Source organism: Shewanella chilikensis, from assembly GCF_037953065.1.
In the GTDB taxonomy this organism is placed as follows: Bacteria; Pseudomonadota; Gammaproteobacteria; order Enterobacterales; family Shewanellaceae; genus Shewanella; species Shewanella chilikensis.
In genome coordinates this window covers 218574-240530 of record NZ_CP149966.1, presented here as the reverse complement: position 1 = coordinate 240530, position 21957 = coordinate 218574, and the positions used below count along the sequence as shown (strand labels likewise).

Annotated in this window: 21 protein-coding genes, 1 tRNA gene and 3 rRNA genes; 7 read left to right on the top strand and 18 right to left on the bottom strand. The window is 49.7% G+C overall.

The annotated features are described in order from the left end of the window. Window positions 1-135 precede the first annotated feature (135 nt). The 8 genes from WKR14_RS01200 to WKR14_RS01165 form a co-directional block, all read right to left on the bottom strand. Window positions 136-212, bottom strand: a tRNA-Asp gene (locus WKR14_RS01200). 37 nt (window positions 213-249) lie between these two features. Next, window positions 250-365: ribosomal RNA gene (gene rrf, locus WKR14_RS01195) — 5S ribosomal RNA — on the bottom strand. 181 nt (window positions 366-546) lie between these two features. Next, a 23S ribosomal RNA gene (locus tag WKR14_RS01190) occupies window positions 547-3438 on the bottom strand. A 289-nt stretch (window positions 3439-3727) separates the two neighbouring features. Further along, window positions 3728-5272: ribosomal RNA gene (locus tag WKR14_RS01185) — 16S ribosomal RNA — on the bottom strand. Together the 16S, 23S and 5S rRNA genes with 1 tRNA gene alongside form the textbook arrangement of a ribosomal RNA operon. Before the next feature lie 432 nt (window positions 5273-5704). Continuing rightward, window positions 5705-6289, bottom strand: a complete 585-nt coding sequence (locus WKR14_RS01180) for a TlpA disulfide reductase family protein (RefSeq protein ID WP_287591665.1) — start codon at window positions 6287-6289, stop codon at window positions 5705-5707. Further along, entirely contained in the window at window positions 6289-6768 is a 480-nt protein-coding gene (gene nrfF, locus WKR14_RS01175) for a heme lyase NrfEFG subunit NrfF (RefSeq protein WP_335923702.1), read from the bottom strand. The genes WKR14_RS01180 and nrfF overlap by 1 nt, the downstream gene beginning before the upstream one ends. Continuing rightward, window positions 6765-7319 carry a DsbE family thiol:disulfide interchange protein gene (locus tag WKR14_RS01170; RefSeq protein ID WP_101057767.1) on the bottom strand — a complete coding sequence of 185 codons (555 nt, stop codon included), beginning with the start codon at window positions 7317-7319 and terminating at the stop codon, window positions 6765-6767. Before WKR14_RS01170 ends, nrfF begins: the two co-directional genes overlap by 4 nt. Before the next feature lie 16 nt (window positions 7320-7335). Further along, entirely contained in the window at window positions 7336-9312 is a 1977-nt protein-coding gene (locus tag WKR14_RS01165; RefSeq protein WP_226565758.1) for a heme lyase CcmF/NrfE family subunit, read from the bottom strand. Window positions 9313-9764: 452 nt separating this feature from the next. Between WKR14_RS01165 and ccmI the strand changes: the two genes are divergently transcribed. Beyond that, a complete protein-coding gene (ccmI, locus tag WKR14_RS01160; RefSeq protein WP_101057769.1) occupies window positions 9765-11018 on the top strand; it encodes a c-type cytochrome biogenesis protein CcmI in 1254 nt (417 codons plus the stop codon). A 51-nt stretch (window positions 11019-11069) separates the two neighbouring features. Here ccmI and WKR14_RS01155 read toward each other — a convergent pair whose 3' ends face one another. Further along, entirely contained in the window at window positions 11070-12395 is a 1326-nt protein-coding gene (locus WKR14_RS01155) for an IS4 family transposase (protein ID WP_117200635.1), read from the bottom strand. A 117-nt stretch (window positions 12396-12512) separates the two neighbouring features. Next, window positions 12513-12806, bottom strand: coding sequence for a c-type cytochrome (locus tag WKR14_RS01150; protein WP_039036052.1), 294 nt, complete (start codon window positions 12804-12806; stop codon window positions 12513-12515). A 322-nt stretch (window positions 12807-13128) separates the two neighbouring features. Between WKR14_RS01150 and ccmA the strand changes: the two genes are divergently transcribed. The 6 genes from ccmA to WKR14_RS01120 all read left to right on the top strand — a co-directional run bounded on the left by ccmA (window position 13129) and on the right by WKR14_RS01120 (window position 16986). Continuing rightward, the gene (gene ccmA, locus WKR14_RS01145) at window positions 13129-13776 is read left to right on the top strand and encodes a cytochrome c biogenesis heme-transporting ATPase CcmA (RefSeq protein ID WP_101057438.1); all 648 of its coding nucleotides are present in this window, start codon (window positions 13129-13131) and stop codon (window positions 13774-13776) included. Between the two features lie 12 nt (window positions 13777-13788). After that, window positions 13789-14475, top strand: coding sequence for a heme exporter protein CcmB (ccmB, locus tag WKR14_RS01140; RefSeq protein ID WP_025011984.1), 687 nt, complete (start codon window positions 13789-13791; stop codon window positions 14473-14475). A gap of 1 nt (window position 14476) precedes the next feature. Beyond that, window positions 14477-15223 carry a heme ABC transporter permease gene (locus tag WKR14_RS01135; RefSeq protein WP_025011983.1) on the top strand — a complete coding sequence of 249 codons (747 nt, stop codon included), beginning with the start codon at window positions 14477-14479 and terminating at the stop codon, window positions 15221-15223. Beyond that, a complete protein-coding gene (gene ccmD, locus WKR14_RS01130; protein WP_025011982.1) occupies window positions 15223-15423 on the top strand; it encodes a heme exporter protein CcmD in 201 nt (66 codons plus the stop codon). The genes WKR14_RS01135 and ccmD overlap by 1 nt, the downstream gene beginning before the upstream one ends. Continuing rightward, on the top strand, window positions 15420-15908 hold the full coding sequence (gene ccmE / locus WKR14_RS01125; protein WP_101057436.1) for a cytochrome c maturation protein CcmE: 489 nt from the start codon (window positions 15420-15422) through the stop codon (window positions 15906-15908). The genes ccmD and ccmE overlap by 4 nt, the downstream gene beginning before the upstream one ends. 103 nt (window positions 15909-16011) lie before the next feature. Next, window positions 16012-16986 carry an ABC transporter substrate-binding protein gene (locus tag WKR14_RS01120; RefSeq protein WP_165564290.1) on the top strand — a complete coding sequence of 325 codons (975 nt, stop codon included), beginning with the start codon at window positions 16012-16014 and terminating at the stop codon, window positions 16984-16986. A gap of 64 nt (window positions 16987-17050) precedes the next feature. On the opposite strand, the gene rplQ is transcribed toward WKR14_RS01120, so the two are convergent. The 8 genes from rplQ to rplO all read right to left on the bottom strand — a co-directional run bounded on the left by rplQ (window position 17051) and on the right by rplO (window position 21955). Then, entirely contained in the window at window positions 17051-17449 is a 399-nt protein-coding gene (gene rplQ, locus WKR14_RS01115) for a 50S ribosomal protein L17 (RefSeq protein ID WP_028781249.1), read from the bottom strand. A gap of 41 nt (window positions 17450-17490) precedes the next feature. After that, on the bottom strand, window positions 17491-18480 hold the full coding sequence (locus tag WKR14_RS01110; RefSeq protein ID WP_039036048.1) for a DNA-directed RNA polymerase subunit alpha: 990 nt from the start codon (window positions 18478-18480) through the stop codon (window positions 17491-17493). Window positions 18481-18504: 24 nt separating this feature from the next. Then, window positions 18505-19125: a 30S ribosomal protein S4 gene (gene rpsD / locus WKR14_RS01105; protein ID WP_025011979.1), complete on the bottom strand. Its 621-nt coding sequence runs from the start codon at window positions 19123-19125 to the stop codon at window positions 18505-18507. A gap of 34 nt (window positions 19126-19159) precedes the next feature. Continuing rightward, entirely contained in the window at window positions 19160-19552 is a 393-nt protein-coding gene (rpsK, locus tag WKR14_RS01100; RefSeq protein ID WP_025011978.1) for a 30S ribosomal protein S11, read from the bottom strand. A 14-nt stretch (window positions 19553-19566) separates the two neighbouring features. Next, window positions 19567-19923 carry a 30S ribosomal protein S13 gene (gene rpsM, locus WKR14_RS01095; RefSeq protein ID WP_025011977.1) on the bottom strand — a complete coding sequence of 119 codons (357 nt, stop codon included), beginning with the start codon at window positions 19921-19923 and terminating at the stop codon, window positions 19567-19569. A gap of 113 nt (window positions 19924-20036) precedes the next feature. Next, entirely contained in the window at window positions 20037-20150 is a 114-nt protein-coding gene (gene rpmJ / locus WKR14_RS01090; RefSeq protein ID WP_006083579.1) for a 50S ribosomal protein L36, read from the bottom strand. A gap of 22 nt (window positions 20151-20172) precedes the next feature. After that, the gene (secY, locus tag WKR14_RS01085; RefSeq protein WP_101057431.1) at window positions 20173-21513 is read right to left on the bottom strand and encodes a preprotein translocase subunit SecY; all 1341 of its coding nucleotides are present in this window, start codon (window positions 21511-21513) and stop codon (window positions 20173-20175) included. Window positions 21514-21520: 7 nt separating this feature from the next. Then, a complete protein-coding gene (gene rplO / locus WKR14_RS01080) occupies window positions 21521-21955 on the bottom strand; it encodes a 50S ribosomal protein L15 (protein WP_039036045.1) in 435 nt (144 codons plus the stop codon). Between the last annotated feature and the right edge of the window lie 2 nt (window positions 21956-21957).

The window sequence follows — 21957 nt, the reverse complement described above, 5'->3', positions numbered from 1 at the left end:
CAGATTTCATGGGCCAACCATAAATGTTGAGTTGCCTACCATTAGATCAGACTTCAATGCGGATTGATATAAATAGATAGTCTAGGGCAGAAAACGAAAAAAGCCTCATCTTTCGATGAGGCTTTTTCTTTAAGTTGGCGGAGCGGACGGGACTCGAACCCGCGACCCCCGGCGTGACAGGCCGGTATTCTAACCAACTGAACTACCGCTCCTTTAGTATCACGCCTTGGCGCATTACTAAAATTGGGCGTCTGGCGATGACCTACTCTCACATGGGGAGACCCCACACTACCATCGGCGCGATTGCGTTTCACTTCTGAGTTCGGGATGGGATCAGGTGGGACCACAATGCTATTGTCACCAGACATATTCTTACTGGTTAATTGTCCGTCTGACGGTATTGTTTCCAGCTTTGTCAGCCAAACTATTACCTGCGTCATTAACCTTTGTTCTTCAATTCAGAAAGCTGTGCTCTTTTCAGAGCTTGAGTTCAAACTTCAATCAAGTATCTAACTTCTTCAAGTCCGTAAAACCCATCTGGGTTGTATGGTTAAGCCTCTCGAGTCATTAGTACAGGTTAGCTCAACGCCTCGCAACGCTTACACACCCTGCCTATCAACGTCCTGGTCTCGAACGGCTCTTCAGAGGTCTCTAGGACCTAGGGATGACTCATCTTGGGGCTCGCTTCCCGCTTAGATGCTTTCAGCGGTTATCGATTCCGAACGTAGCTACCGGGCAATGCCATTGGCATGACAACCCGAACACCAGCGGTTCGTCCACTCCGGTCCTCTCGTACTAGGAGCAGCTCCCCTCAATCATCCAACGCCCACGGCAGATAGGGACCGAACTGTCTCACGACGTTCTGAACCCAGCTCGCGTACCACTTTAAATGGCGAACAGCCATACCCTTGGGACCGACTTCAGCCCCAGGATGTGATGAGCCGACATCGAGGTGCCAAACACCGCCGTCGATATGAACTCTTGGGCGGTATCAGCCTGTTATCCCCGGAGTACCTTTTATCCGTTGAGCGATGGCCCTTCCATTCAGAACCACCGGATCACTATGACCTGCTTTCGCATCTGCTCGACGTGTCTGTCTCGCAGTTAAGCTGGCTTATGCCATTGCACTAACCGTACGATGTCCGACCGTACTTAGCCAACCTTCGTGCTCCTCCGTTACTCTTTGGGAGGAGACCGCCCCAGTCAAACTACCCACCAGGCACTGTCCCTAATCCCGATAAGGGACCAAGGTTAGAACATCAACACTACAAGGGTGGTATTTCAAGGTTGACTCCAACAAGACTGGCGTCTCATCTTCATAGTCTCCCACCTATCCTACACATGTAGGGTCAATGTTCAGTGCCAAGCTATAGTAAAGGTTCACGGGGTCTTTCCGTCTAGCCGCGGGTATACGGCATCTTCACCGCAATTTCAACTTCACTGAGTCTCGGCTGGAGACAGCGTGGCCATCATTACGCCATTCGTGCAGGTCGGAACTTACCCGACAAGGAATTTCGCTACCTTAGGACCGTTATAGTTACGGCCGCCGTTTACCGGGGCTTCGATCATGAGCTTCTCCGAAGATAACCCAATCAATTAACCTTCCGGCACCGGGCAGGCGTCACACCGTATACGTCATCTTGCGATTTTGCACAGTGCTGTGTTTTTGATAAACAGTTGCAGCCACCTGGTATCTGCGACTGCCAGCAGCTTACGACGCGAGGTCTTCACCGCCGGCAGCGTACCTTCTCCCGAAGTTACGGTACCATTTTGCCTAGTTCCTTCAGCCGAGTTCTCTCAAGCGCCTTGGTATTCTCTACCCGACCACCTGTGTCGGTTTGGGGTACGATTTCTACTAACCTGAAGCTTAGAAGATTTTCCTGGAAGCATGGCATCAACCACTTCATCCCCTTGGGGACTCGTCGTCAGCTCTCAGTGTATGTGTGCCCGGATTTGCCTAAGCACACCACCTACTACCTTAAACGCGGACAACCAACGCCGCGCTGGCCTAGCCTTCTCCGTCTCTCCATCGCAGTTAGCAGAAGTACGGGAATATTAACCCGTTTCCCATCGACTACGCCTTTCAGCCTCGCCTTAGGGGTCGACTCACCCTGCCCCGATTAACGTTGGACAGGAACCCTTGGTCTTTCGGCGAGGGGGTTTTTCACCCCCTTTATCGTTACTCATGTCAGCATTCGCACTTCTGATACCTCCAGCGTGGGTTACCCCTTCGCCTTCAACGGCTTACAGAACGCTCCTCTACCGCACCGATGCAAGCATCAGTACCCGTAGCTTCGGTGAATTGCTTAGCCCCGTTACATCTTCCGCGCAGGCCGACTCGACTAGTGAGCTATTACGCTTTCTTTAAATGATGGCTGCTTCTAAGCCAACATCCTAGCTGTCTAAGCCTTCCCACATCGTTTCCCACTTAGCAATTACTTTGGGACCTTAGCTGACGGTCTGGGTTGTTTCCCTTTTGACGACGGACGTTAGCACCCGCCGTCTGTCTCCCGGATAGCACTCTTTGGTATTCGGAGTTTGCAAAGGGTTGGTAAGTCGGGATGACCCCCTAGCCTTAACAGTGCTCTACCCCCAAAGGTGTTCGTCCGAGGCGCTACCTAAATAGCTTTCGAGGAGAACCAGATATCTCCCGGTTTGATTGGCCTTTCACCCCCAGCCACAAGTCATCCGCTAATTTTTCAACATTAGTCGGTTCGGTCCTCCAGTTGATGTTACTCAACCTTCAACCTGCCCATGGCTAGATCACCGGGTTTCGGGTCTACACCTAGCAACTAAACGCGCAGTTAACACTCGGTTTCCCTACGGCTCCGCTATTCGCTTAACCTCGCTACTAAATGTAAGTCGCTGACCCATTATACAAAAGGTACGCAGTCACGGTCTCAAGGACCGCTTCCACTGCTTGTACGTATACGGTTTCAGGTTCTATTTCACTCCCCTCACAGGGGTTCTTTTCGCCTTTCCCTCACGGTACTGGTTCACTATCGGTCAGTCAGGAGTATTTAGCCTTGGAGGATGGTCCCCCCATATTCAGACAACATGTCACGTGTGCCGCCTTACTCGATTTCATCTCTGGTTAGTTTACGTGTACGGGGCTATCACCCTGTGCCGCTGTGCTTTCCAACACATTCCACTAACACCCCAAAGACTTAAGGGCTAATCCCCGTTCGCTCGCCGCTACTTGGGGAATCTCGGTTGATTTCTTTTCCTGAGGGTACTTAGATGTTTCAGTTCCCCTCGTTCGCCTCAATACGCTATGTATTCACGTATTGATGACAGCTTATGCTGCCGGGTTTCCCCATTCGGACATCGCTGGCTCAAATGCTTGTTACTAGCTCACCAACGCTTTTCGCAAGTTACTACGTCCTTCATCGCCTCTGACTGCCAAGGCATCCACCGTATACGCTTGGTCGCTTAACCATACAACCCGGATGAGTTTTCATCGGATTGTATTGCAACCAGCTTAGGTTTACTTGTCTCACCTCCGGGTTAAGGAAGTGGACTCGCCTTGAAGAATTTCCAAAACACTTGATTGAAGTGTTTGAGAACTCAATTTTGTATTCATCAATTCCAACTCCTAAGAGTCGTCTTGATGTCTACTATCAGCTTTCCAAATTGTTAAAGAACTCATTGACCTACCAGGGTCAACGGCCTGCTCTATGAACAAGCAATCTGTGTGAACACTCAAAAGCACCAATTATCGCTTAGGTAAGGAGGTGATCCAGCCCCAGGTTCCCCTAGGGCTACCTTGTTACGACTTCACCCCAGTCATGAACCACACCGTGGTAAACGCCCTCCCGAAGGTTAAGCTATCTACTTCTGGTGCAGCCCACTCCCATGGTGTGACGGGCGGTGTGTACAAGGCCCGGGAACGTATTCACCGTGGCATTCTGATCCACGATTACTAGCGATTCCGACTTCATGGAGTCGAGTTGCAGACTCCAATCCGGACTACGACCGGCTTTATGAGATTAGCTCCACCTCGCGGCTTCGCAACCCTCTGTACCGACCATTGTAGCACGTGTGTAGCCCTACTCGTAAGGGCCATGATGACTTGACGTCGTCCCCACCTTCCTCCGGTTTATCACCGGCAGTCTCCCTAAAGTTCCCGGCATTACCCGCTGGCAAGTAAGGATAGGGGTTGCGCTCGTTGCGGGACTTAACCCAACATTTCACAACACGAGCTGACGACAGCCATGCAGCACCTGTCTCTCAGTTCCCGAAGGCACACCTGCGTCTCCGCTGGCTTCTGAGGATGTCAAGAGTAGGTAAGGTTCTTCGCGTTGCATCGAATTAAACCACATGCTCCACCGCTTGTGCGGGCCCCCGTCAATTCATTTGAGTTTTAACCTTGCGGCCGTACTCCCCAGGCGGTCTACTTAATGCGTTAGCTTGAGAGCCCAGTGTTCAAGACACCAAACTCCGAGTAGACATCGTTTACGGCGTGGACTACCAGGGTATCTAATCCTGTTTGCTCCCCACGCTTTCGTGCCTGAGCGTCAGTCTTTGTCCAGGGGGCCGCCTTCGCCACCGGTATTCCTCCAGATCTCTACGCATTTCACCGCTACACCTGGAATTCTACCCCCCTCTACAAGACTCTAGTTTGCCAGTTCGAAATGCGGTTCCCAGGTTGAGCCCGGGGCTTTCACATCTCGCTTAACAAACCGCCTGCGCACGCTTTACGCCCAGTAATTCCGATTAACGCTCGCACCCTCCGTATTACCGCGGCTGCTGGCACGGAGTTAGCCGGTGCTTCTTCTGCGAGTAACGTCACAGCTAGCAGGTATTAACTACTAACCTTTCCTCCTCGCTGAAAGTGCTTTACAACCCGAAGGCCTTCTTCACACACGCGGCATGGCTGCATCAGGGTTTCCCCCATTGTGCAATATTCCCCACTGCTGCCTCCCGTAGGAGTCTGGGCCGTGTCTCAGTCCCAGTGTGGCTGATCATCCTCTCAGACCAGCTAGGGATCGTCGCCTAGGTGAGCCATTACCTCACCTACTAGCTAATCCCACCTGGGCTTATCCATCAGCGCAAGGACCTAAGTTCCCCTGCTTTCCCCCGTAGGGCGTATGCGGTATTAGCAGTCGTTTCCAACTGTTATCCCCCACAAATGGGCAAATTCCCAGGCATTACTCACCCGTCCGCCGCTCGTCATCTTCAAAAGCAAGCTTTTGAAATGTTACCGCTCGACTTGCATGTGTTAGGCCTGCCGCCAGCGTTCAATCTGAGCCATGATCAAACTCTTCAATTAAAGTTTTGGTTGAACCCGAAGGTTCGACTCAATGAATTCTGTTCGTATGAACACTCTTCATCGAGTTAAATCGTTTTGTCGATTTCTCAATGCCTGTGAGTGTCCACACAGATTTGCTTGTTTATCTTGTTAAAGAGCAATCCCTTAGGCGCTGTGGCCATTGGGTCAGGGCTGCGTATTCTACGCTTTCCTGCTGCGGCGTCAAGAGGTATTTACCATCTTTTTTCGCCTGCCGTTGAAAGGACTCAAAGCCTCTTTTCTTCGACCCTGTCACGTCTTTCGCGTTGCCGCTGTGCCGTGTCAGTGGGAGCGCATTATAGGGAGCCTGAACTTTTGTGCAAGGGCTTTTTAAAAGAAAAAAGATCGCTTGCCGAACTTTTAGGCAAAAACGATCTTTTTCTGCAATTATGGCGATTTTACGCCCTAATTTACTCAGTTTGCGGCCGACTTGGGTGCATTTTCCTGTTCAATAAAGCCTTTGAGTAAGGCTATCGCCTTTGGGTCTTCCCAGTCGACGAAACTACGGACAAAGGCAATCAGCTCCCCTTTACCATTAAGAATAAAGGTCGCCGGGATAGTATCAAGTGGGAATATCTGCCCCAACTGCATCTGCGGATCGTAATAACTGCGGAAGTTTGCCATCCCCAGGGATTGCAGAAAACTGTCAACTTGCTCTTGGCCACCCTGATCTATGGAAATCGGTAGCAGGGCAAACTCTTTATCACTGAACTGCCCTTCAAGCCGTTCCAGAGCAGGCAACTCCCTGACACAGGGAGGACACCAAGTAGCCCAAATGTTGACCAACACCACTTTTCCCCTGTGTTGACTGAAATCCAATTGGCTACCGGCCTTATCCTGGAAGGGAACAACTTCCAAGGGGAAGCTGTGGGGGAGCACATTGATCTTGTCGACACTGGATTGGATCTGATTGTGATCCTTTGGCTGCATACCGGGATAAGCCTGCGCCCCCAGAGACAGGGACGCCAGCAAAAGTAATGAATATCTGAGCTTGCTCATTACTTGTCTCGCTTCAATAGCTCATCCAACTGGCGTTGTTCTTCGGCAGACAGTTCGAGTGCTTTACTACCGGAAGTACGCTGTTTACGGATGAAAATAAAGCCAATCAAACCACCAAACAACAGCAGCGCCACAGGACCAAGCCACAGGACGTAGGTCTTGGTTTCAAGTCTCGGCTTATAGAGGACAAACTCGCCATAGCGACTGGTCATGAACTGGACGATTTCATCATCAGCCTTGCCCTCTTCCACCATTTTGTACACTTCAAGACGTAGATCGCGGGCAACCGGTGAGTTGGAATCGATCAGGTTTTGGTTCTGACACTGAGGACAACGCAGCTCATGAGCCAGCGACAACGCTCGCTTCTGCTTATCAGGAGAGCTGAACTCAAAGGTGTCCACCGGCGTTGCCGCCACCTGAGCAGCATAGCCGATCAGGAGTCCCACAACAGCAAAGGTTTTCAGCAGCAACTTTCTCATGACGCTTTATCCTTAGCGGCCTCGGCCTGCAACTGTTGGATCATGGGATACAAGGTTTCTTTCCAAACCCGCATATCTACCGGCCCGGCATAGCGATAACGAATGATGCCGTTATGATCCACGATGAAACTCTCCGGCGCACCATATACCCCGAGATCCAGACCAAGACGACCGTCCTTGTCATAGATATTCAACGTGTAGGGGTCGCCTTGGCGAGAGAGTTCTCTTACCGCCAGCGCCCGCTCGTCACGGTAGTTGATGCCATAGATGGGCACCAAGTTTTGTCGAGCCAACTGCATTAGGTAGGGATGTTCATACTTACAGGATGGGCACCAAGTCGCCCATACGTTCAGCATAGATACCTTACCTTTGAGATCTTCGTTGGTGATCATCTCTCCCGGCGTTTCCAGTTTCTCCAGCTGGAAGGCAGGCACAGGCTTACCTTCCAACGCAGAATCCAACTGCTGCGGATTCAAGAACAGTCCCTTGTAAAGGAAGATCCCCATCAAAAGAAACAATATCAGTGGAATAAAAAGTATTAGCTTCTTCATCTTCTTCTTACCTGTTTCAGGCTGTTGCCAGTTTGGCTTTCTTGGCTGCGGCCGCTTCTTCAGCGCGGGCCTTGGCACGGTAACGCTTGTCGGAAGCCGCAAAGAAACCACCAACCATCATAAAGATGCTGCCAAACCACAACCAACGAACAAAAGGTTTGTAGTTCAGTCGCACTGCAAATTCAGTACGGCTAATAGGGTCGCCCATAGTGACATAGAGATCCCGGAACAGACCCCAGTCGATACCGGCTTCAGTCATATCCATAGTGCGAACATTGTATTGACGACGATCCGGCTGCAACAACGCAATCTTTTCACCATCTTTAAGTACTTCAACCTGTCCTTGCTGTGCCGTGTAATTAGGGCCTACAACGTTACGGGTTTCCAGATACTTGAAGGTGTAACCGGCCAGCTCATGACTAGTGCCAGGCCCCATGCGCACGCTCTTCTCAATAGAGTAGTTGGACACCATGGTGGCACCAACTACTGAGACTGCAATCCCCAGGTGAGCAATGATCATCCCCAGTTCACTGCGGCCCATACGCGCCAGGCTGACACTACCATCTTTCGCTTTAATCACGTTGTAAGCGGCACGCAGAGTCGCCAGCACAATCCAGACAGCCGCACCTATACCCAGTGCCACCCAGATGTTGAACTCACCACCGGCGATAAATGGTGCTATCACACCCAGAACAGCTGAAATGATCGCTGGCAATAGCAGTTGACGCTTGAGCTCACCTTGTTTGGATTTCTTCCAGCGAATGATAGGACCTATCCCCATAAAGCCGAACAGTACCAGCACGATAGGAACAAACACCGCATTAAAGTATGGTGGGCCAACAGAAATCTTACCCATACCCAAGGCATCGATCAGCAGTGGATAAAGAGTACCGAGCAATACAGTACCGGCAGCCACAGTCAGCAATACGTTACAAACCAGCAGCATGGTTTCTTTGGATTTCAAATCGAAGCGAGCAGGGCTGCTCATTTCACTGGCACGGAAAGCAAACAGAGTCAGCGAACCACCGATAGCCAAACCGAGTAGCAACAGAATGAACATACCCCGGCTTGGATCTGCCGCAAAGGAGTGCACTGAGGTCAGCACACCAGAACGAACAATAAATGTACCCAGCAAGCTCAAAGAGAAAGCAAAGATAGACAGAAGCACTGTCCAGTTACGGAAGGCACCGCGCTTCTCTGTCACTATCAAGGAGTGAACCAGAGCAGTACCAACAAGCCATGGCATAAAGGACGCGTTTTCAACCGGGTCCCAGAACCACCAACCGCCCCAACCGAGCTCGTAATATGCCCACCAGGAGCCCAATGCAATACCACCAGTGAGGAAGATCCAGGCAGCCAGAGTCCAAGGACGACTCCAACGAGCCCAAGCAGAATCGAGTCGACCGCTCATCAATGCGGCGATGGCGAAGGCGAAGCTGACCGAGAAGCCCACATACCCCAGATAAAGCATGGGAGGGTGGAAGATCAGACCCACATCCTGCAACATCGGGTTAAGGTCACGCCCTTCTGCCGGGATCGGGAACAAACGTTCGAATGGGCTGGAAGTGAGCAGCATAAACAGGGTAAAGCCTATGGTGATCATCGCCAACACGGCCAATACCCGAGCGGTAAACACCTCTTCCAACCCCTTGCTGAAGAAAGCTACAGCTGCGGCCCACACCGAAAGTGAGAAGACCCAGAACAACAATGAGCCTTCATGCCCGCCCCAGACTGCTGCAATCTTAAAGAAGATAGGCAATTGAGAGTTGGAGTGATGAGCTACATAGGCGACTGAGAAGTCATCGGTTGCGAAGCTGTAACCCAACGCAATTACCGATAAAAAGATGAAAAAAAACATACCGTAACTTAGTGGCCAGGCATAGCGCACTAGGTATTGGTCTTTGCGGGCAACACCAATCAGGGGGACTGTCATCAGCAGTACTGCGAACGCCATCCCTATGATCAATGAGAAATGTCCAAGTTCTGGGATCATGGGTTTTCCTCAGTTTCCAGGTCAATGTCTGCCAAGCTTCTATTCTGGGCAGACGCACAACTACGGGCACACACCATTACTTTATTAACTTAATTGCGGCTTAAAAGCCGCAAGGGTTAACAGGTATATATTACGAATTTTTGTTCATTTTAGTATTTGCTTTTGTTCCTGTCTGCCACTTTCCACCAATTATGGGTCGCGGCTCTCATTCTCCGAGAGGGCAATATTGACCATGGAAAGACGGCAAGACTCCAAGCTGTGACAGGCGTTAAATAGAGAAGTTTCATTGAATTTTTTGCTGAAATTTGGAACTGTGAACCAGTGCCCAACTATGACCATTAACTTTGGTGGTGGACTTATATTACTGTTCAATGAATCATCTTTCCGTATAATCTTGCAATCAGGCCGTGCGGTAACCCCGCTTTGTCACAAACCAACGTGAAATAAACATAATGACCACTTTTTGGATTTTTATTGCGATTGTTGTGTTAGTCAGCCTGGGGCTGATCTGGCTTCCTCATTTCCGGCAACAGAAGCTACTCAAGGCTGAAGAGTCCGGTGTCCGTAAACAGACCAACCTGGAACTGTTTAACGAGCGTCTAGCTATTCTGGAAAAAGAACGCCAGGAAGAACTGCTGGACCAAGACGAATTTGAATCCCTGAAAAAAGAGCTGGAAGTCAGCTTATTACAGGACATCAAGCAAGGAGCGGATGATTCGCTCGATGCACAAGCCAAGCCTAAAGGACTACTGTGGCCAAGTCTGATGTCTGCCGTATTACTGGTCGTGGCCGGTTACTCCTATCAACAGTTAGGCGCCTATCAGAATATCGATTCTCCTCAACCTGAGAATCCCCATGCAGGTATGAGCACTGAACAGATCATGATGCAACGGGTACAAATGATGGAATCTGCTGTGCAGCAGGAGCCGGAAAACAGCCAAGCTTGGTTCAGTTTGGGTCACGCCTACATCTCTGCCGGACAATATGATCAGGCAGTAGCAGCCTTCGATAAAGTGATCGAACTGGTGGGGGTTCACGCCGAGTTGCTTGGCCCCAAAGCCACCGCCCTTTATTATAAGGCGGGTCAACAGATGATCCCTGTGGTTCAGTCGCTGATTGATCAGGCACTGAAACTGGATCCTCAAGACCCTTCTACTCTACTGCTGGTTGGTATGGATGCTTTCTTTACTGCAGATTACAACAAGGCAATCGGCGCTTGGCAAACCATTCTTGACAGTGACAGAGCCGACGTGGATCGCGCCGCACTGATCAATGCTATCGACAGTGCCAAGATGCGCCTGCAGGCAGAAGGTGGTGCCACCATGCCGAATGATGAGGCTCACAAAGGTCTAAAGGCAGCAACAGCAAAGACAGTGACGCTGAATGTCTCTATAGCCCCTGAACTGGCAGCCAAAGTCAGCAATACAGACATGCTGTTCATCTTTGCCAGAGCAACCGAAGGCCCCAAAGTCCCACTGGCGGCGACCAAGGTAAGTGCAAAGTCATTACCTGTGACTGTGACTCTGGATGATTCCACCAATATGGGTGGTAACGTTAAACTCAGCGATGCTACCGATGTTGAAGTGATTGCAGTATTGTCCAAGCACGGCAGCGTTAAGCCTCAGCCTGGCGATCTACAAGGCAAAGTGGCCAGCATCAAGGTCGGTGCCAGCGGTGAACTGGTGCTGGATACTGAAGTTCAGTAATCCTATCCTTGACAAATAGACATAAAAAAACCGGCTGATGCCTAATGCCGTTCACTTAGTGTGAACGGCATTTTTCTTAGGCTTAATGGGATACTTGTTTTTACTCATTTTTAACGCACGTGGATAGGCTCTATCCCGTTTCCCATCAAGCTTGAACTGCCTCGCATTACGCACTATGTCCAAGACATCTCTCGGGACATTCCCAGGCGTTTGAGATGACAGCTGAGTCAGTTTAAAAATGATATAACTCGATGCATCTCTAAAGCTTAATTGGTTCGGATGTAACGACGGTAAGCTTTTAGCCATCAACACCATCTTGTATCTGATGAGGTTATAGGCCAACAGTACTCCCCACAATTCTTGGATAACCAGCTCTGGCAATTGACTGCGTAACGTAAAGCGACTCTCCAGAAGATGCTGCTTCATCTCCCGATAGCCCACTTCTATCTCCCATCGATGGGCATATAAATCCGCTATCTCTGCCCCCGGATAACGCAATGGGTCCGTTAATGACGTCAAAATGGAAACCGACTTACCTTTTATCGTCTTCGTCAGTAAGCGAGCTTCAATATTGTCAGGCAGCATAGGCCACTTCTTTCTGGCTTGAGGCGTGGTGGTTAACCGCACCAGTTGGTCGTGTTTTCCTAAAGAGCGTACCACTTCATATTGTGTCCCTTTCTTCAACGGCAGCAGCCAGTGACTGTTAGGTTGAGCCTGTTGCCAGGCGTGCAAAAGTCCCAACGAATAAAAGCCTCTGTCAAACAGCGTCAGGCTGTTATTGGGGATGCTTGATATCAATTCGGCGGCTAAATTCATTTCACTGACAGCAACAGAATCAAAGGCACTGTTCAATACCAAGTGGCTGCTTAGCTCCATCATGCAAACCATGCGAATTTGCGGATAGGCTGCATCACCAGAAGCGTTGGCAGTTTTGGCAAAGGCCTGATTGTTTTGCTCGCTATCAGGTGTTCGCCACACGACACCATCGACCCCATAGAGGTTAAGCCCACACCAATGAGGATGCTCTGCTCTTTCATGCCAGGTCTTGGCACTTCGCTTAAACACATCCCGAACAACATCAGAGCCCAGCCGTTTGCGCGCTTGCGTGACAGCACTGCGAGCAACGTAATCCACCTCTTGAGGTAAGACGATATCAAGCTTATTGATGAGTGAACGGACGGACTCGCCTCTGAACAGAGCCATACCAATCACCGCCCAAATCATGGCATCCATAGGTAACTTACGTCGCCTTAAACTGGCAACACCATGTGAATCAAGGCACGATTGAATTAACTCAGGCTCAAGCACATCGGCCAGACAGGTGAATTCGGTAAGACGATTGATATGAGTACGCGCCAAAGCTTCTGAAAGTTGCATAAAAAAATCCGATGACATGGGGTCATCGGATTTTGATCCTTTCAGTGAGATCGTCAAGCGATCTGTCTTAACTGATCGGCATTAGGCTGATGCCGGTTTTTTTATGATGATACCTGATTACTTGGACATGAATCCAATAGCGTTCTTGTAATCTTCATCAGTACAATCTGTACACATGCCACCAGGAGGCATAGCGTTCAAACCAGACTTAACGCTGTTAAGCAGGGTGTCGATACCTTTGGCCAGGCGAGGCTCCCAAGCAGCAGCATCGTGTGCTTTAGGTGCACCGGCAACACCCATGCTATGGCAGACTTGGCAGGCTTTATTGTAAACGGCCTCACCTTCTTGGGCTGACACGTTCGCAGACATAGTCAATGCAGCTACTGCGGTCATTGCTAACAGTTTTTTCATGTTCAATGTTCCTAATGCAAATACTTACAAAGCTCAACGCTGCCCTTGGTTAAGCAGGCAGACTCATTTTAGCTCGCTAAGAGTACAACAAACTTCAATAAATCTCACCTTTTTGTGATTAAAATCGCAGCTTGTTCCGTAAAAAAGGACAAAGGTCGCGAATTCATTAATATATTAGTAACAGATAAAAAAGTTCCAAAAAATTCACTTTTATTGGAAGCACATCAAATTGCTGAAACTTAGTGCAAACCAGTGGTAAACCCCAGCTAGAGCATGTGTTAGTATCTCTTGTGTTTCCTTATCGCTTGTTATAGAGGGCTCAGTGGCAGAACCAAAACCTACATCACTGCTGTCGGCAAGCAGCCTCACTTGTATTCGAGAAGAGCGAATACTATTCGATGAACTCAGCTTCGATATCCATCCTGGCGATATAGTCCAGATTGAAGGTCCTAACGGTGCCGGTAAAACCAGCCTGCTAAGGATCCTCGCCGGCCTGTCACGTCCATACGGGGGGGAAGTCCTGTTCCAGGGAGAAGCTATTACTCGTTGCCGCGATGAGTTCAATGAAAACCTGCTTTATCTGGGCCATCTCGCGGGCGTGAAAAGCGAATTAACCGCCGAGGAAAACCTTAACTTCAATTTAAGAATCAGTGGGTATGATGACTTTGATGCTCGGGAAATCCTTGCCAAAGTCAACCTGACCGGTTTTGAAGAAGCGCTTGCAGGTCACCTGTCTGCAGGCCAACACAGACGAACCGCACTCGCCAGGCTCTGGCATACCGCCTGTAAAATCTGGATTCTGGATGAACCCTTTACCGCGATCGATAAGAAAGGGGTCGCTGAATTGGAACAACTCTATATTCGCCATGCCGAAGCCGGTGGCTGCGTCATTCTGACGACCCACCAGGATATGGGCATCATTACAGATGAAAGGTTACGGAAAATCCGCTTGGATTATCGCTTCGTATAAGGCTTAGCAGAGATGAACAGAGGCATTAGTTTTACCAAGGCATTTTTCACCCTGCTGAAACGGGATCTACAGATTGCCGTGCGTCATCGTGGTGATATTTTTAACCCACTGCTGTTTTTTATCATAGTGGTTACCCTGTTTCCGCTGGGTATAGGTCCTGAGCCACAGGTGTTGACCCGGATTGCTCCCGGGATTATCTGGGTTGCGGCCTTGCTGGCAGCCATGTTGTCACTGGAGCGGCTGTTCAAGGCAGACTTCAGTGACGGAAGTCTGGAGCAGATGTTGCTTAGCCCACAGCCACTGGCGCTGTTGGTACTGGCCAAAGTGTTTGCTCACTGGTTACTGACTGGCGTACCTTTAATTATAATTGCACCGCTGTTGGCTGTGCTGCTGCATCTGGACGACAACAGTTACGGCGCCCTGATAGCCACCTTGATGCTGGGGACACCTGTGTTGAGTCTGCTTGGCGCCATAGGTGTAGCCTTGACAGTGGGATTGCGCAAAGGCGGTGTGCTGTTGAGTTTGTTGATCCTGCCACTATATATACCAGTGTTGATCTTTGCGACCGGCGCGATCGACTTTGCAGCATCCAAACAACCCTATGATGGTCAGCTGGCGATTTTAGGCGCCATGCTGGTCGGTTCTTTAGTCTTGGCACCTTTTGCTATTGGTGCCTCATTGCGAGTGAGTACTAACTGAAATGTGGAAATGGTTACATCCCTACGCCGACCCTCAAAGGGCGTATCAACTGTCAGGAAAACTACTGCCTTGGTTTGCACTTCTTGCCCTGGCACTTATCGCAACCGGAACCGTGTGGGGCTTGGCATTTGCTCCCACTGATTACCAACAGGGTGACAGCTATCGTATTATCTTTATCCACGTACCTGCAGCATCCATGTCGATGGCCGCTTACATGGGTATGGCAACCGCGGCCTTCATTGGCCTGGTGTGGCAGATCAAACTGGCCGATTGGGCAGCCGCCTCTATCGCACCAATTGGTGCTGTAGTGACCTTTATCGCTCTGTTCACTGGTGCCACTTGGGGTAAACCCATGTGGGGTACTTGGTGGGTTTGGGATGCACGCCTGACCTCTGAGCTGGTGCTGTTATTCCTGTATCTAGGAGTTATCTCTCTTTATGCCTCATTCGAAGACAAGGTGCTGGCAGCCAGAGCCGCCGGTATTCTGGCCATAGTTGGGGTGATTAATATCCCTATCATTAAGTATTCGGTTGAATGGTGGAACTCACTGCACCAGCCATCCACTATCCGAATCACTGAAAAGTCGACCATGTCCACCGACATGCTCTACCCTTTATTGATTAACATATTTGGGTTTGGTTTGATGATAGGTGCCATCACTCTGGTGCGTTTCCGTGCCGAAATTCTGGCCCGTAACGGAATGCGCCCTTGGGTTAGGGAACTGGCCAAGGCCGAAGGAGTCAAATAATGCAGTTTCAATCTTTAGCAGAGTTTTTCAACATGGGCGGCTATGCCTTCTATGTATGGTTGGCCTACGGTGTCACTTTCGTGTCCCTTAGCCTGCTTATCCTGGTCAGTTCGATGAAGAAGCGTCGAGTGCTGCAGGAAATAGCATCCAAAGTGCAACGTGAGGAACGCCTCGCTCAAAACCGGAGTAACAGATCGTGAACCCAAGACGCAAAAAGAGACTGGTATTGGCTGTAGCCTTGATTGCAGGTGTTGCTGCCGTGGCTTCCTTGCTGTTATATGCCCTCAACTCCAACCTTAACCTCTTCTATACTCCCACCGAAATAGTCAATGGTAAAAAGGACACTGGCATCAAGCCGGAAGTAGGACAACGGATCCGCGTGGGGGGCATGGTTACTGTAGGCTCCATGGTACGTGATCCTGATAGCCTGCATGTTGAGTTTGCCGTGCATGATGCCGCCGGCGGTGAAATCATAGTGACTTATGATGACCTGTTGCCGGATCTGTTCCGTGAAGGACAAGGTATTGTTGCCCAGGGTGTACTGGTTGAATCTGGCAAATTGGAAGCTTCTGAAGTGCTGGCCAAGCATGATGAAAACTATATGCCACCTGAAGTTGCCGAAGCCATGGGCCAGACCCATGAAAAGCTTGAGTACAACACGCAACAGGTCGGCGGCGCCAAGTAAATGCCCATAGATAAAAAAGCCTCTTCGGAGGCTTTTTTATTACTTGCAGAGTCTGAAATTTCTGCCACGCTAAAATTCTATAGGCTGGATACAAGGACTTAGCATGCGCGCATTGGTATTTCTGGGTTTACTGCTGTCACTGCCAACCGGTGCCGCCAATCTCTTGCTGATTGAGTCCTACCACGCCGAATATCCCTGGGACCAAAGCTATAAAGCCGGGATAATATCCATCCTTGGCAATGAACACCCATTTCATACCTTCGCTCTTGATACCAAGCGACTCCCCAAAGAGCAATTTAAAATCCAGGCCGATAAAGCCTGGCAAAGATACCTGGAACTTAAACCCGATTTGGTATTTCTCGCCGATGACAATGCCTTGATGCTGCTACATGAGCGCTTCAGCCAAACCCAAACCCCTGTAGTTTATTTAGGGATCAACGGTAATCCTCGTGATTATAGAATCAAGCATACAGGTAACATTACCGGTGTGTTGGAGCGTCCTCTGTTTAAACGCTCGCTGTTGATGGCACAGGCGATGTTACCCACTCCACCACCACATAAATTCTTACTGTTATTTGACTTTAGTTATACGTCTGAAACCGCCATAAACTCGATTAAAAAACTCAACCAGAATCTGATGATAGGCAACAACCAAATCGATATTGAACAACATCAAAAGTTCAGCAGTTGGCAGGCTTCTGTGTCAAGCGCCCGAGAGCGAGGCTATGATGCTGTATTTGTGGCCCTGTATCAAACACTGCAAGACGATAAGCAACAGATAGTAGATGAGATGCGGGTCGCTCGCTGGACTCACGACAACGCCACCGTGCCTCATTTTGGGTTCTGGGATTTCAGTGTAGGTTCAAAGGGCAATATCGGAGGGTATATTCTTGATGGTTACAAACATGGCCGCATAGCAGGAACCATAGCCAAACAGATCCTGACGGGCAAAAAGCCGGCAGAGATATTCCCCAAGATGGATACCAGCGGTGCTTATCTATTCAGTGAGAGTGGTTTAAAGCGATGGCAACTGAGTTTGCCTGAGAGGGTCAGGGAGCAGGCCGAACTGATGGATTAATTACGACAATATAGAAAATAAAAAGCCCCGCTGTTAGCGGGGCTTTTTCAGAACTTACCTGAGATTACTCAGCAGCAGCTTCAACTTCTACAGCTTCAGCAGCTTCTGGGCGACCAACCAGCTCGATGTAAGCCATAGGGGCTTTATCACCGGCACGCAGACCGCACTTCAGGATACGGGTGTAACCACCAGGACGTTCCTGATAGCGTGGACCCAGTTCGTTAAACAGTTTACCTACGACTTCTTGGTCGCGAGTACGAGCAAACGCCAGACGACGGTTTGCTACGCTGTCACTTTTAGCAAGTGTTATCAGAGGCTCAACTACGCGACGCAGTTCTTTGGCCTTCACTACAGTTGTCTTGATGATTTCATGACGAACCAGTGAACTTGCCATGTTACGGAACATGGCTTGGCGGTGACTGCTGTTGCGGTTAAGTTGACGACCACTCTTACGATGGCGCATGACCTAATCCTTATAACCTAAATCTGTACAAAACCTGGGACTTACAGGTCGTCTGCCAAACTAGCCGGTGGCCAGTTTTCCAGACGCATACCTAGCGACAGTCCGCGAGATGCCAACACATCCTTGATCTCGGTAAGCGATTTCTTACCCAGGTTAGGAGTTTTGAGCAGCTCAACTTCAGTGCGTTGTACCAGATCTCCGATGTAATGAATCGCTTCGGCTTTCAAACAGTTAGCCGAACGTACAGTTAGCTCTAAATCGTCGACAGGACGCAACAGAATCGGATCGAACTCCGGTTTCTCTTCTTTCTGCTCTGGCTCAGTCACATCACGCAGTTCAACGAAGGCATCCAGCTGTTCAGCCAAGATGGTCGCAGAACGACGGATAGCTTCTTCAGGATCGATAGTACCATTAGTAGTCATATCGATGATCAGCTTGTCCAAGTCAGTACGCTGTTCCACACGAGCCGCCTCAACATTATAAGCAATGCGAGCAACAGGCGAGAATGAAGCATCGACCAGCAGACGACCGATTGGGCGATCATCGTCTTCGGTTTGTGCACGGGCAGAAGCCGGTACATAACCACGACCACGCTCAACGCGGATACGCATACTGATGTCATTGTTACCGGTCAGGTGACAGATAACATGATCCGGGTTCACGATTGTGACATCGCCGTCGTGGGTGATGTCGGCTGCGGTAACAGGGCCTGCGCCGGACTTGCTCAGAGTGAGCATAGCCTCGTCTTTACCCTCGATCATAACTGCCAGCCCTTTCAGGTTCAGCAATATTTCAAGGATATCTTCTTGTACGCCTTCCTTACTGCTGTATTCATGCAGTACGCCGTCGATCTCGACTTCGGTAACCGCGCAGCCGGGCATAGACGACAATAGGATGCGACGCAACGCGTTACCCAAAGTATGACCAAAACCACGCTCGAGTGGCTCCAGAGTCACCTTGGCACGAGTTGGGTTAACCTGCTCGATATCAACGAGACGCGGTTTAAGAAATTCTGTAACAGAACCCTGCATTGTGTCCTCTCTTGTTTGTTAGCCTTACTTAGAGTAAAGCTCGACGATCAGCTGTTCGTTAATTTCCGCAGACAAATCGCTACGTTCTGGCAGACGCTTGAAAGCACCTTCCATTTTTGCGCTGTCGACTTCAACCCATGTAGGCTTCTCGCGTTGAGCAGCCACTTCCAGAGCAGCCTTGATACGGGCTTGCTTCTGTGACTTCTCGCGAATGCTTACAACATCATTCGCAGACACTTTGAATGACGGAATGTTAACAACACGACCGTTGACCATAATTGACTTATGGCTAACCAGCTGACGTGCTTCTGCACGAGTCGCACCAAAGCCCATACGATAAACTACGTTATCCAGACGGGTTTCCAAAAGTTGCAGCAGGTTTTCACCTGTGTTGCCTTTCAGACGTGCAGCCTCTTTGTAGTAGTTACGGAACTGCTTTTCCAGCACACCGTAAATACGACGAACTTTTTGTTTCTCGCGTAACTGCAAACCGTAATCAGACAAACGTGGCTTACGAGCGCCATGCTGTCCAGGTGCAGCTTCCAGCTTACACTTCGAATCGATTGCTCTCACACCGCTTTTCAGGAAAAGGTCAGTACCTTCCCGGCGGCTGAGCTTGAGCTTGGGACCCAAGTATCTTGCCATGATCTTTCTCCAACTATCCTAACGAAACTGCCAATTACACGCGGCGTTTTTTAGGAGGACGACAACCGTTATGAGGGATCGGCGTCACATCAGTGATGTTGGTAATTTTGTAACCAACAGCGTTCAGCGCACGAATGGCTGACTCACGACCTGGACCTGGACCCTTCACGAAAACTTCAAGGTTTTTAACACCATAATCCTGAGCGGCAGTACCTGCGCGCTCAGCTGCCACCTGCGCAGCAAATGGAGTAGATTTACGTGAACCACGGAAACCTGAACCACCTGCAGTCGCCCATGACAGAGCGTTACCTTGACGATCTGTGATAGTAACAATTGTATTGTTGAAAGACGCATGGATATGAGCCATGCCATCAGCAACCTGTTTACGTACGCGCTTACGCGGAGAACGTGACGGAACTTTAGCCATTGTCTACCTTCCCGTTACTTCTTGATTGGTTTACGTGGACCTTTGCGAGTACGCGCATTGGTCTTAGTACGTTGCCCACGGAGAGGCAGGCTACGGCGATGGCGGAGGCCACGATAACAACCAAGGTCCATAAGACGCTTGATGTTCATTGAAACCTCACGGCGTAAGTCACCTTCTACTGAGTATTTGGCAACTTCTTCGCGTAGAGTATCGATTTGAGCTTCGCTCAATTCCTTGATCTTAGCGTCTTCGGCAATGGCTGTAGCCGCGCAGATAGCTTTAGCGCGAGTACGACCGATACCGTAGATAGCAGTCAGTGCAATGACTGTGTGCTTTTGATCAGGAATGTTAATGCCAGCGATACGGGCCACTATGCACTCCTTAAGTTAAAGGCCATCTGTGAAAAGCCCGAAAGGATACTCGACAGATGACTAGTTTGCAAACAATATTTTTGGCCAGCCCAGTTAAGAGCTGGCCAAGATTTTTAGCCTTGACGCTGTTTGTGTTTTGGTTCAACACAGATAACGCGTACAACGCCACTACGCTTGACGATCTTGCAGTTACGGCAGATCTTCTTCACGGAAGCTCGAACTTTCATTTCATCACTCCGTAAAGCTATCTTATCGACCAAAGCGATCGAGATTCGCTTTGTTCACCAGATTAGCTTTCTTCATCACAGACTCATATTGATGAGACATCATATGGGTCTGAACCTGAGCCATGAAGTCCATGATCACAACTACCATAATCAGTAGTGAAGTACCGCCAAAATAGAACTGTACTTTCCATGCGATTAACATGAACTCCGGAATTAAACAGATAAAGGTAATATACAACGCGCCTGCCAGAGTCAAACGGGTCATCACTTTATCAATGTAACGCGAAGTCTGTTCGCCGGGACGGATCCCGGGAATGAACGCACCACTCTTCTTCAGGTTATCTGCTGTCTCACGAGGGTTAAACACCAACGCAGTATAGAAGAAACAGAAGAAAATAATTGCTGCTGCATACAACAGAGAGTACAGCGGCTGTCCAGGAGAAACTGCGAGGGAAACCTCAGTCAGCCATTCCATAGACGGATTCTGACCAAACCACTGAGCCAGTGTGCCTGGGAACAGAATTATGCTGGACGCAAAGATTGGCGGAATTACGCCGGCCATATTAACCTTCAGCGGCAAATGGGTTGACTGCGCAGCAAATACCTTTCGGCCCTGCTGACGCTTAGCATAGTTAACGACGATACGACGCTGACCACGCTCCACAAATACCACGAAATAGGTTACGGCAAACACAATCACCGCAATCAACAACAATACCAATACGTTCAAGTCGCCTTGACGCGCTTGCTCGGCCGTTTGACCGATAGCAGAAGGCAGACCGGCTACGATACCTGCGAAAATCAGGATCGAGATACCGTTACCTATACCGCGCTCGGTAATTTGCTCGCCAAGCCACATCAGGAACATGGTTCCTGTGACTAAACTGACGACTGCAACAAAATAGAATCCGAAACCGGGATCGACCACCAGGCCGTTCACCAGATTAGGTAACCCTGTTGCAATACCGATCGACTGGAATGTACCCAGCACCAACGTGCCCCATCTTGTATACTGGCTGATTTTCTTACGTCCTGACTCACCTTCCTTCTTCAGTTCAGCGAGTGCAGGATGCACAACAGTCAGCAACTGCATGATGATCGAGGCCGAAATGTACGGCATGATCCCCAATGCAAAAATAGAGGCGCGCTCAAGGGCGCCACCCGAGAACATGTTAAACATGCCCAGGATGGTTCCCTTTTGCTGAGCAAACAGCTCTGCCAATACAGCAGCGTCAATACCAGGAATTGGCACAAATGAACCGGCACGAAACACGATAATTGCGCCAATCACGAACAGGAGGCGAACTTTCAATTCGGAAAGTCCACCTTTCGCGCTTTTTAAATCAAGTCCTGGTTTTGCCATCGACGTATTATTCCTCGATCTTACCGCCGGCAGCTTCAATAGCTGCGCGTGCACCTTTGGTTACCTTCAGACCTTTTACGGTCACTGGGCGCTCAATGGTACCTGAAAGAACGATTTTCGCAAACTGGATGTTGCGAGTTATTACGTTCGCATCTTTCAGTGCGTTCAGGTCGATAACGTCACCATTAACTTTTGCCAGTTCGCTCAAGCGAACTTCAGCAGTTACCATAGCGATACGCGAGGTAAAGCCGAACTTAGGCAGACGGATCTTAAGTGGCATTTGACCACCCTCGAAGCCAGGGCGTACACCGCCACCGCTACGAGATTTTTGACCCTTGTGACCGCGACCAGCGGTCTTACCCAAGCCAGAACCAATACCACGGCCTACACGCTTAGGTGCAGACTTAGCGCCTGCAGCTGGAGATAAAGTATTCAGACGCATTG

What these genes read in the sequence shown, in the direction of transcription:
- WKR14_RS01180 (WP_287591665.1), bottom strand. Translation starts at nt 6,289, where the DNA reads ATGAGCAAGCTCAGATATTCATTACTTTTGCTGGCGTCCCTGTCTCTG.
- nrfF (WP_335923702.1), bottom strand. Translation starts at nt 6,768, where the DNA reads ATGAGAAAGTTGCTGCTGAAAACCTTTGCTGTTGTGGGACTCCTGATC.
- WKR14_RS01170 (WP_101057767.1), bottom strand. Translation starts at nt 7,319, where the DNA reads ATGAAGAAGCTAATACTTTTTATTCCACTGATATTGTTTCTTTTGATG.
- WKR14_RS01165 (WP_226565758.1), bottom strand. Translation starts at nt 9,312, where the DNA reads ATGATCCCAGAACTTGGACATTTCTCATTGATCATAGGGATGGCGTTC.
- ccmI (WP_101057769.1), top strand. Translation starts at nt 9,765, where the DNA reads ATGACCACTTTTTGGATTTTTATTGCGATTGTTGTGTTAGTCAGCCTG.
- WKR14_RS01155 (WP_117200635.1), bottom strand. Translation starts at nt 12,395, where the DNA reads ATGCAACTTTCAGAAGCTTTGGCGCGTACTCATATCAATCGTCTTACC.
- WKR14_RS01150 (WP_039036052.1), bottom strand. Translation starts at nt 12,806, where the DNA reads ATGAAAAAACTGTTAGCAATGACCGCAGTAGCTGCATTGACTATGTCT.
- ccmB (WP_025011984.1), top strand. Translation starts at nt 13,789, where the DNA reads ATGAACAGAGGCATTAGTTTTACCAAGGCATTTTTCACCCTGCTGAAA.
- WKR14_RS01135 (WP_025011983.1), top strand. Translation starts at nt 14,477, where the DNA reads ATGTGGAAATGGTTACATCCCTACGCCGACCCTCAAAGGGCGTATCAA.
- ccmD (WP_025011982.1), top strand. Translation starts at nt 15,223, where the DNA reads ATGCAGTTTCAATCTTTAGCAGAGTTTTTCAACATGGGCGGCTATGCC.
- WKR14_RS01120 (WP_165564290.1), top strand. Translation starts at nt 16,012, where the DNA reads ATGCGCGCATTGGTATTTCTGGGTTTACTGCTGTCACTGCCAACCGGT.
- rplQ (WP_028781249.1), bottom strand. Translation starts at nt 17,449, where the DNA reads ATGCGCCATCGTAAGAGTGGTCGTCAACTTAACCGCAACAGCAGTCAC.
- WKR14_RS01110 (WP_039036048.1), bottom strand. Translation starts at nt 18,480, where the DNA reads ATGCAGGGTTCTGTTACAGAATTTCTTAAACCGCGTCTCGTTGATATC.
- rpsD (WP_025011979.1), bottom strand. Translation starts at nt 19,125, where the DNA reads ATGGCAAGATACTTGGGTCCCAAGCTCAAGCTCAGCCGCCGGGAAGGT.
- rpsK (WP_025011978.1), bottom strand. Translation starts at nt 19,552, where the DNA reads ATGGCTAAAGTTCCGTCACGTTCTCCGCGTAAGCGCGTACGTAAACAG.
- rpmJ (WP_006083579.1), bottom strand. Translation starts at nt 20,150, where the DNA reads ATGAAAGTTCGAGCTTCCGTGAAGAAGATCTGCCGTAACTGCAAGATC.
- secY (WP_101057431.1), bottom strand. Translation starts at nt 21,513, where the DNA reads ATGGCAAAACCAGGACTTGATTTAAAAAGCGCGAAAGGTGGACTTTCC.
- rplO (WP_039036045.1), bottom strand. Translation starts at nt 21,955, where the DNA reads ATGCGTCTGAATACTTTATCTCCAGCTGCAGGCGCTAAGTCTGCACCT.